The organism is Corallococcus praedator, from assembly GCF_003612125.1.
Classification (GTDB): Bacteria; Myxococcota; Myxococcia; order Myxococcales; family Myxococcaceae; genus Corallococcus; species Corallococcus praedator.
In genome coordinates this window covers 62,102-71,396 of the sequence record NZ_RAWI01000007.1, presented here as the reverse complement: position 1 = coordinate 71,396, position 9,295 = coordinate 62,102, and the positions used below count along the sequence as shown (strand labels likewise).

Genomic DNA, 9,295 nt, shown 5'->3' with positions numbered 1-9,295 from the left:
GGGTGACACCGAGTCGGTCTGGGTGGAGGTGCTGGATGGCCAGCACCTGCTGCTGAACACGCGGACGGCCACCGCCCGGCCCGCGCCCCGGGCCCCGCCCCGCTGCGCGACGCCGCCGCTGAGCCCGCAGACATGCTCCATGTCCCGTCCCGTGGAGCTGACCACCACCTGCGAGCGCTCCAGCTACCCGCCCTCCGACATCCGGGGCTTCTCCCCCACGTTCATCTACCGCAACGGCAGCGCCATCCTGGTGACAGGCACCCGGCGGCCGGGGACGTCCGTGCCCATGGCGGCGCTGTTCCAGAAGGGGACGAAGAAGCCCCTGTGGCACGGCGTCGTCGCGGACACGGATCCGCTCACCCTCAAGGACCGGACCCCGGAGGTCGCCGAGCTGACCGACGACGCCGTGTACCTCACCTACGAGCTGGAGCAGGGCGGCGTGCGGCTGGTGCGGCGCGACCTGCGCACCGGCGTCGTGGTCTGGGACGTGGCCATCCCCCGCTCCAAGGATGGCAGCGCGCCGGACGCCGTCTGGGTCCAGGGCCAGCGCGTCTACGTGCCGCACTGGACGTGGATGGATGTCTTTGAAGCCGACACGGGCAGCCTGGTCGGCACGATTGGACGCTGGTGACGTCAGAGGTGCTCGCGGATGGCCTGGTACCAGCGCTCCGCCATCTTCTCCTCACCCCTGAGATTCGGATGGACCCCGTCATACGTGTCCGTTGAGGGGACGAAGCCGGTCCACTGGTCCACCACGTAGACCGGCGACTCCTCCGTGCTCTTGGCCGCGGCCAGCAAGGGCATGCGCTGGTTGAGGGACTGGAGTTTCAGCGACGCCAGGGCGCTCGAGGTGGGGATGATCTGGGCCAGGAACACCTTCACCTGTGGGTTCACCACGCGCAGCCGGTCGATGATCTGCTCCAGCTCCAACACGGTGCTGTCCTCTGTCTGTTGATGGTACGTGTCGTTGGTGCCCAGGTGGATGAGCACCAGGTCGGGGCGCGTGCGCTCGGCCCAGCCAGAGATGTTCGCGAGCACCTGATCCGTCCGCCAACTCCAGTGGCCGTCATGGTCGCGATCGAACCAGACGTAAGTACAGGTGTTCGCCCCCAGGTAGCCCGTCGTCAGGGTGCCCACGAAGTCCGCCCTGTAGCCCCTCGAGGTCAGCTTCCGCCAGAGCTGGCACCGGTAGCTGGCGTGCCCTGCCGCCCCCTGGGTGATGGAGTCGCCCAGCGGCATCACCTTCTTCGGCACCAGCGCGGCGACACCCGCCTCCTGCGTGCTCCACTCCTCCAGCGACTCCCCTTCCAGCGGACCGCTGCAGCCGAGCAGCCCCAGCAGCGCTACGCCCAGCGTGCCCCACACCTGATTCATCATCCGATGCATCAGAAGCCCCCTTCCAGGAAGTCCTGGTTATGAATCCCATCAAATCCAGGATCGCAATCAATCCAGCTTCAATGGAAGTTCATCGTCCCACCACCCAGACAGGGTTGTGGAATGGAAGCCACTTCGCCCGCTCCTGCTGCTCGCGGTGTTGGTCCTGGGCATTGTTCCCGCATCGCGGGGTGTATGCCTTTACGTACGGGGTGGCACGCAGGCGACGGATGGACAGCCCTGACTACCGGACACGACACGGACCGCGGTAGGGCACCCGAGGCTTCCGGCGCGGGACGCGGGTGCCCGCGCAGGGGCTCAGTAGACGCCAATCAGGTGGATCTGCACGCGGGGGTTGCCCAGGTACTCCTCCAGCCTCCACCGGCTGGCCATCCCGTCGTCGTGGAGGCCGGCGCCCTGGGCCCCCTGCTGGGGCGGGTCGGCCACGGCGAGCGCCTCCTTCAACTGCGACACGGCCCAGACGTCGAACTTCGGATCGCCCGAACCTTCGAGCACCTTGAGGTCCAGCAGCTTGCCGTCGCGCGCCTGCCGGACCTCCACGATGGCGGCGAGCGCGAGCACCGGCGCGGTGACGTCCACCATGTACATGTTCGCCGCGCGCCCTGCCTCCACGGCGGCCTGCATGCGGTTGCGTGTCTCAAGGCGCAGGTCCCGGGGCTCGGAGACGACGGGGCTGCCCGTCTTGCCGAAGCGCTGGATGGCGTCCACCTGTTCGCGCTTCGCCCGCGAGGCGAGCAGCTTCATGTCCAGGGGCGGAGGATCCACCAGCTGCTTCGCGAAGCCCTTCTGGAGCTTCGCGAAGTACGGGTGCACCAGCCCGCCGGAGGCCCGCGCCGTCGCCGCCGCGTCCTGGGCCCAGCCGTCCACGCGCTGCCGCGCCTCCTCCGCCTGACGTTCCGCCAGCGCCTTCGGGTCCGGGGCCTCCCCATTGTTGCGAAGGGTCCGCCCCGTGGACGGAGGCCCCTTCAGCAGCCCACCGCCGAGCAGGCCCGGAGGCACCAGGTCGGGCGGCGGGGAGGCGCGAGGAACGTCCTGGGCCAGCGGAGGAGAGGAGGCCGGTGCATCCGGCTCCGAGGGCAGGGAGGGCCACTCCTCGCGTTGTTCAGGCGCTTGCCGGGGCGTTGACGGTCGCTCGGCGCGCTGGGCCGGCGCCTCCTCCGGCTTTGACGGCCGCTCCGCGCGCTGGGTTGGCGCCTTCTCGGACGTCGCCGGAGGGGGAGGCCTTGGTCGCTCCGCGCTTCGGGGCGGCGTCTCATCCCTAGGGGCTGGTCGCTGTGCGGGAGGAGGGGGCACCGGCCGCTCCTCCGGAGGCACGACCTCCCATTCGATGGGCTTCGCTACCGCCGGGCGCCGGGCCGCCGGGGGCGGGATGCGCGACAACACGGCGAACAACGCCGCGTGCAGCAGCAGCGACACGACGAGCAGGAGGAACAGCTGGGAGCGGCGCGACACATGGAACAGCTTGCACCTCCCCGTCACAACAGTGAAGCCGCGCGGGGCGTGGGTGTTGGCGAAACACCCCTCCCTGCCTGCTCCCGGGGAGGGGCCGGCTGCCCGGCCCCCGTGCCTGTCCCTACGGCGGCGCGGGCGTCCTGAACTCCGGGATGAGCCCTCCCGTGAGACGGATGCTCTTCATCACCTTGTCGTGCGTCAGGGCGCCCACCTGGTGGAAGGACATGAGCGCGTCGATGCCCAGCGCCTCGTAGCGCTTCAGCCCCTTGCGCACCTGGTCCTGCGTCCCGACGATGAGCGAGTCCTGCCCGCTCAGCACCTCCCAGACCTGCTCGTCCGGCACGTTCTCGCCGGACATGATGCGGCCCAGGATGCGCTGCGCCTGGGACTGCGGCGCGTTCGGGTTCTTGTTGCGCACGTACTGGCCCGTCAACCCACCGCCAGCGGGGTCCTTCGCCAGGGCCTCCAGCTCCGCGGCCGTCTTCACGAAGGCGTCCTTCGCCTCGAAGAAGGTGAAGGAGCCGGCGGTGTACCAGGCCGCGGCCTTCGCGGCGCCGTTCTCCATCGCCTCGCGTTCGCTGTCCGCGCAGTGGACGAAGGTGAAGAAGGCGACCTGGTCGTTGACGAACTCGCCCACCGGCTCGCAGCGGGTGCGCAGCGCCTCGCGGTAGATGTGGATCATCTCCGCGACCTCCTCCGGAGAAGCCCAGAGCGTCACCCCCAGCGCCCCCACGCCGTTGCGTCCCGCCTGCTCGAACGAGGCCGGGCTGGAGCACGCCTGCCACAGCGGAGGGTGCGGCTTGCGGTACGGCTTCGGGATGACGCTGATGTTGTTGAGCTTGATGTCCGCGCTGTCCCAGGAGACCTTGTCCTGCGTCCACAGCTTCGGAAGCAGCTCGAAGGACTGCTGCATCTGCCCGCGCGTGGCGTCAGGCTCGACGTTGAAGGTGCGCCACTCCGGGATGGTGCTGCGCGCCAGTCCCAACTGGAAGCGCCCACCGCTCAGGTGGTCGATGAAGGCCGAGCGCTCCGCGATGCGGATGGGGTGGTTGAAGCGCGTCGGCGCCAGCACCGACGAATGCCCCACGTGGAGGTTCTTCGTGCTCGTGGCGATGGCCGTGAGCATGATCTCCGGCGCGGAGCTGTAGCTGAACTCCACGGCGGCATGATGCTCCACCTGCCACCAGACGCCGTAGCCCAGCTCATCCGCCAGCCGTGCCTGCTCCAGCGTCTCCTGGATCAACCGGTGTTCGTGGTCCGGACCGGTCCAGTGCTCCTTCGGGTGCTGCATCTCCGAAAAGATGTCGAGCCGCATGTCGTCCCCTCTTTCCGCCATGGAGGCGCGTCACCCTCCAGGACGGAAAGGCCGCACCCTCATGAGGCAAATTCAACTTAAGCTGTTTTTACTCAAAAAGGGAGGAGTGAAACACATGAGCACGGACTCACGGGGAATGACGCATGGGTTCAACACCCGGCGGTGGTTGCTCACGGGGCTGGCGCTGGCGCTCGCGGGCTGCGGTGCGGAGCGGGAGGACGCGGACGTTCCCCATGGCGCACAGCGGCAGGCGCTCACGACGTTGACGGCGACGGAGGACGCCTATGTCCATGAAACCAACGCCGCCTCCAACTACGGCGCGGCCACCTCGCTGTTCGTCAAGAATGACGCGGGCGCGAACCGGTATGCCTTCTTGAAGTTCAACCTGACTGGGATTGCGGGTGTCACCAGCGCCCGGCTGCGCGTCCACGGAAGCGCGTCCTCCAGCACGACACTCCAGGCCTTCCAGACGGCGGATGGCTGGGCGGAGTCCTCGCTCACCTGGAGCAACAAACCCGCGGTGGGCAGCCTGGTGGGGTCCGTGGCGCTCACGACCGCGGACGCGGACTACGAAATCGACGTCACGGCCTACGTGAACGCGCAGGCGGCCGGGGACGGCACGGTGTCCTTCGTGTTGCAGGAGACCGTGGGCAAGTACACCACGCTGGTCAGCAGCGAGGGCAGCGCGAACGTGCCCCAGTTGGACGTCACCCCCAGCGGTGGCGGCACGGGTGACACGCAGCCACCCACGGTGCCGGCGAACCTGACGGCCACCGCGACCTCCAGCAGTCAGATCAACCTGGGGTGGAGCGCGGCGTCCGACAACGTGGGCGTCACCGGCTATGCGCTCTACCGGAACAACGCGTTCCTGAAGAACGTCAGCGGCACGTCCACGAGCGACACCGGCCTCGCCGCTTCGACGACCTACAGCTACGCCGTCAGGGCGCAGGACGCGGCGGGCAACACGTCCGGCAGCAGCGTCACCGTCAGCGCGACGACCCCGGGCGGAGGCGGGACGACGTGCGCGAACGCCCTGGCCTCGACGGCCGCGATCCAGGCGGCCTTGAAGAGCGCGGCACCCGGCGCCCTCCTGCTCCTCGCACCGGGAACCTACGTCGGCAACCGGTCGACCAGCGGCGACCCCGGTGGCCAGGGCCTGTTCTATTCAGGCCAGAGCGGCACGTCCGCCAACCCCATCGTCCTGAAGAGCTGTGACCCCGCCAACCCGGCCACCCTCACGGGGACCTCGGTCAAGGATGGCTCCTATGGATTCCACCTGACGGGCGACTACTGGCAGGTCCGCGACCTTCGCGTCACCCAGGCGCAAAAGGGCATCATCATCGACAACGGCAATCGCAACCTGCTGCACGGCGTGGAGGTCCACACCGTCGGGGACGAGGCCGTGCACTTCCGGGATGGCAGCTCCTACAACACGCTCCAGGCCTCGCGCATCCACGACACCGGCCTGTACCAGGCGAAGTACGGCGAAGGGGCCTACGTCGGCTCCGACGTCAGCAACCCGTACGAGCACGTCGTCGTGGGCAACGTCATCCGGACCACGGAGTTCGCCGGGGGCATCACGGCGGAGCACATCGACATCAAGGAAGGCGCGGATGGCACGCTGGTGGAGGGCTGCACCTTCCAGGGCGCGGGCATCTCCGGCGAGAACAGCGCCGACAGCTTCGTGGACGTCAAGGGCGTCAACACCGTGGTGCGCGACAACCGGGGCTACCGCCAGGGCAATCCCAAGGTGCTGGATGCCTTCCAGGTCCGCACGCACGGCACCGGCTACGCGACGGGCGAGAACAACGCCTTCTCCGGCAACGTCGTCGACCTGGACGACTCCCCGGGCTACGTCGTGTTCGCCACCAGCCAGGCCACGGGCACCACCGCCAGCGGCGATGTCCGCACGGGCGGCGGCAACCTCTACAGCAGCAACGTGAACGACTGACGCCGGGCTGAAGCAGCCCCGCGCCGTCCGGAGGGCACTGCCTTTCGAAGCATTCCTCACGGCCACAGCCGGGTGATGCTCTCGCGGATCCGAACGGTCCCCGACACCCGAAAGGTGCCGGGGACCGGGGGCAGGCTACGGGTCCTCCGGAGGCACGGTGCACGTCCACCTGCCGTTGAAGGTGCAGTAGCAGCCGCCCGTGGGCAGTCCCTCCAGACAGCAGTCGCGTGAGGCGCCCGGGGACGGGCACGCCGTGCCATTGATGAAGACACACGCATTGGCGCGCGAGCAGATGAGCGGGGGCGGCGTCGTCGGGCAGTACTGGTACACGCCGTCACACTGCACGTGAGAACCGTCAACCGCGGAGCAACTGGCGCCCTGACAGGTGAGCGTTCCCGAGGAACAGGCCGCCGAACAGGAGAGGGCGCTCGACTGCTGCCCGAATTCCTCCTGCGCCTCGCCGGACTCCATGCCGCCACAGGCCACCAGCCCCGTGACGAGCAACGCCGCGAACATTCCCAGACAATGCTTCATGGTGTGTCTCCTTCTTGAAGGGGGACGGGGTACGACAGACGCAGTCTGCACCATTCATTGCCAGGAAGTCCTGCTCAGCCCCCGACCTCATCGTCCGGCGAGCTGAAGACAGACGGCGCGCGTCGGGTCATCGACGCGCACCAGGGGCTGGGGCTCCTGCGAAAAGTCCGGCTGCCGCCAGCTCTTCGGCACGCCCGGGAAGGCCAGCACCCGCTCCAGGGTGTCGTTGAGGCGGGCATCGCCGGTCAGCAGCCGCTCCCGGTGCAGCCGGAAGGTCATGCCCCGGGCCAGCGTCTCCCAGTCCACGACGAAGGGACGCAGCAGGCGCGGGTCGAACAGCAGCGAGAACATGTCGGGCGTCGCCGGCATGGCCTGGGGTTCGGCGAGGAAGGCGCTGAACACGCGGGTCGCGGCGTCGTTGCTCCGAACGATGGTGCCGTCGAGCGAGAGGGCCACGAGCGGAAAGGGCTCGTGCTGGCGCATCATCTGCGCGAGGGCGGCGTCGAGCTCCGGGGCCAGCGCCGTCAGCGCGGGTTCGGGGAAGCGGAGTTCGTAGCCGGCGGCCACCAGCGCCTGGTTCTGAGCCCGGAGCGGGGCGCCGAGCACCGACAGCAGGCGCAGCACCATCTCCTCGCCCGGACGCGCGCGGTTCGACTCCAGGTAGCTGATGTGCCGCGCCGAGACGTCCGTCTCCAGCGAGAGCTCCAGCTGCGAGAGGCCGCGTCGCTGGCGCCAGTACCGCAGGAGCGCGGGGAAGAGCTGACCGGTCATCGCGCGAGCATAGTGGACGGCCCCGCCGACGCGATGACCTGGGGAGGTCATTGAGCAGAGCCACGCCCCTCACGCACCCAGATGGGCGTCGCGGCCGGGCCCGCGACGCGCATCTGGGTGCGCGAGGTGGGCGTGCTGCTGCTGTGCCTCGCGGTGATGGCCTTCTTCGTCCGGCGAGGATGCGCTCGTCGGAGACAGCGGTCAGCTCGCCCGGCAGAAGTTGCTGGCCAGCTGGGTGCGCCCCACCGACTCCGCCGAGAAGGTGTCCCTATTGGGAGGCGGAAGGCACCGCATGGAATTCGTCATGCGCCGCCCAATTCCCAATGCCACGCGCGCTTTTCTTCCAGAACCCGGCGAAACGACCAAGGATGACAGGGGCTGCCTTCCTGCTGGCCGCTTTCCCTTCCTGGGGGTCCGGATGTTCCTGGCGTCGCTGCTGTCTGTTTTCACGGGTGCGTGGCTGCTCGCCGCGACGCCGTTCACCGTCACCGTGAAGTCCGCGGGCTACTCCGCCCGCTCGGATGGAGAGACGGTCACCGTCACCCAGGTGGTCAAGAAGGGCCTCGCCGACACCGCGGGGCTCCAGACCGGGATGACGCTGGTGCGCATCATCACGCCGATCCGCCGCTTCACCTCCCGCGCGCCCTTGCCCCAGCTCACCCAGGACGAGTTGCTGGACGCGTTGACGCCCCCACCGGGAGAACTCCTCCAACTGACGGTGGCGTCGAAGGATCCGAAGAAGAGGGGTCCGGGTTCCGTCTTCCTCCAGAGTCGGGAGCCAGTCCCCGACAACATGTTTCCCGTCGTGCCCCTCCCCAAGGAGAAGCTGGAGCGGCTGACCATGCTGCAGATGAACTACTACTTCGCGCGGCTCGCGCAGGCCGCCGAAGCGGAGAAGAACAAGCCCACGCTGGAGGCCGAGCAGGAGACGCGCGCGTATGTGGTGAAGGGCCAGCTCGAAGGGATGATGGGAGGCGGCTTCACGCCCCTCCAGGCCCATGCGCGGCTCATCCTGAAGGCCGACTGCCACAGCCCCCTGGAGAAGGTGGAGCTGAGCGGTGGGGCCGGTTTCCAGGCCCTCACGCTGCGGCCTGACTCCGCGAACCAGGCATACAAGCGCTTCGTGGTGGACCTTCCGCTCTGGTCCGTCCGGGACGTCGTCCAGGGTTGCGCCAGCCCCCGGCCGCCCTTCGAGCGCACCCTGAGCGTCGGCATGTCCTGTCAGGGCAAGCCCGTGCTGAAGCGGGATGTGCCCGTGAAGCTGACGGTGCACTGTGAGGAGCCCCTGCCGGGCGAAGTCACCTACGGCCGGCAGGTGCTCTACCTGGTGGACCCCTGGGAGTTCCTCGTGGGCGACACGAAGCCCCTGTTGGCGCGTGTGTCCCTCGACAAGCTCATCCCCCGGCCCGCCGAGGCCACCCTGGTGGAGCTGGATGCCGCGGGCAAGGTGAGCCGGCGCCACGCGTCGCTCCCGACGGACTCCCATGAGCAGGAGCTCAAGCTCACGCTGGACACGAAGGAGGCACGCACCGCGCGGCTCGCCGTCGAGGTGCGCTTCGCCGACGGCAGCCACTGGATGAGTGCGCCGGAGACGCGGGAGATCCTCAGCCAGGAGCAGGTGGACGCCCGGACCCGGCGGGTGGTCGAGGCCCGCGCGAAGCTGGATGCCTTCGAGAAGCGCTTCTTCGAGAAGTTCGACGACCCCTGCAAGGACCTGCCCGCGACGATGAAGTGGCTCCAGGCCCAGACCGACCTGGAGTACGCCTCCGCGGAGAAGGACGGCCACTCCTTCTCCTACAAGGTGAAGGGCGCGCTCGCCCCCCTCGCCTTCAGTTGCCACTCATGGAAGTGAGCGCCGCGCCCCCGTAGACTGGGTT

General features: G+C 68.7%; 7 protein-coding genes and 1 pseudogene. 3 read left to right on the top strand and 5 right to left on the bottom strand.

The window, feature by feature from the left end:
* A pseudogene (locus D7Y13_RS45615) lies at positions 1-631 on the top strand (hypothetical protein); the annotation flags it as partial.
* A 2-nt stretch (positions 632-633) separates the two neighbouring features.
* On the opposite strand, the gene D7Y13_RS02180 reads toward D7Y13_RS45615, so the two are convergent.
* The 3 genes from D7Y13_RS02180 to D7Y13_RS02170 form a co-directional block, all read right to left on the bottom strand.
* The gene (locus D7Y13_RS02180) at positions 634-1,386 is read right to left on the bottom strand and encodes an SGNH/GDSL hydrolase family protein (protein ID WP_233595328.1); all 753 of its coding nucleotides are present in this window, start codon (positions 1,384-1,386) and stop codon (positions 634-636) included.
* Between the two features lie 306 nt (positions 1,387-1,692).
* Positions 1,693-2,847 carry a ferrichrome ABC transporter substrate-binding protein gene (locus D7Y13_RS02175; RefSeq protein WP_199732680.1) on the bottom strand — a complete coding sequence of 385 codons (1,155 nt, stop codon included), beginning with the start codon at positions 2,845-2,847 and terminating at the stop codon, positions 1,693-1,695.
* 121 nt (positions 2,848-2,968) lie between these two features.
* Positions 2,969-4,162 (bottom strand): LLM class flavin-dependent oxidoreductase, encoded by a 1,194-nt coding sequence (locus tag D7Y13_RS02170; RefSeq protein ID WP_120531496.1) that lies wholly within the window; start codon positions 4,160-4,162, stop codon positions 2,969-2,971.
* Between the two features lie 115 nt (positions 4,163-4,277).
* On the opposite strand from D7Y13_RS02170, the gene D7Y13_RS02165 reads away from it, so the two are divergent.
* Positions 4,278-6,113: a CBM96 family carbohydrate-binding protein gene (locus D7Y13_RS02165; RefSeq protein WP_233595330.1), complete on the top strand. Its 1,836-nt coding sequence runs from the start codon at positions 4,278-4,280 to the stop codon at positions 6,111-6,113.
* 135 nt (positions 6,114-6,248) lie between these two features.
* Here the strand turns inward: D7Y13_RS02165 and D7Y13_RS02160 are convergent, their stop codons facing one another.
* The gene (locus D7Y13_RS02160) at positions 6,249-6,647 is read right to left on the bottom strand and encodes a hypothetical protein (RefSeq protein ID WP_120531494.1); all 399 of its coding nucleotides are present in this window, start codon (positions 6,645-6,647) and stop codon (positions 6,249-6,251) included.
* Positions 6,648-6,734: 87 nt separating this feature from the next.
* The gene (locus tag D7Y13_RS02155) at positions 6,735-7,418 is read right to left on the bottom strand and encodes a helix-turn-helix domain-containing protein (RefSeq protein ID WP_158620290.1); all 684 of its coding nucleotides are present in this window, start codon (positions 7,416-7,418) and stop codon (positions 6,735-6,737) included.
* A gap of 418 nt (positions 7,419-7,836) precedes the next feature.
* Here D7Y13_RS02155 and D7Y13_RS02150 point away from each other — a divergent pair, with 418 nt between their 5' ends.
* Positions 7,837-9,270: a hypothetical protein gene (locus tag D7Y13_RS02150; protein WP_120582568.1), complete on the top strand. Its 1,434-nt coding sequence runs from the start codon at positions 7,837-7,839 to the stop codon at positions 9,268-9,270.
* Positions 9,271-9,295: the final 25 nt, after the last annotated feature.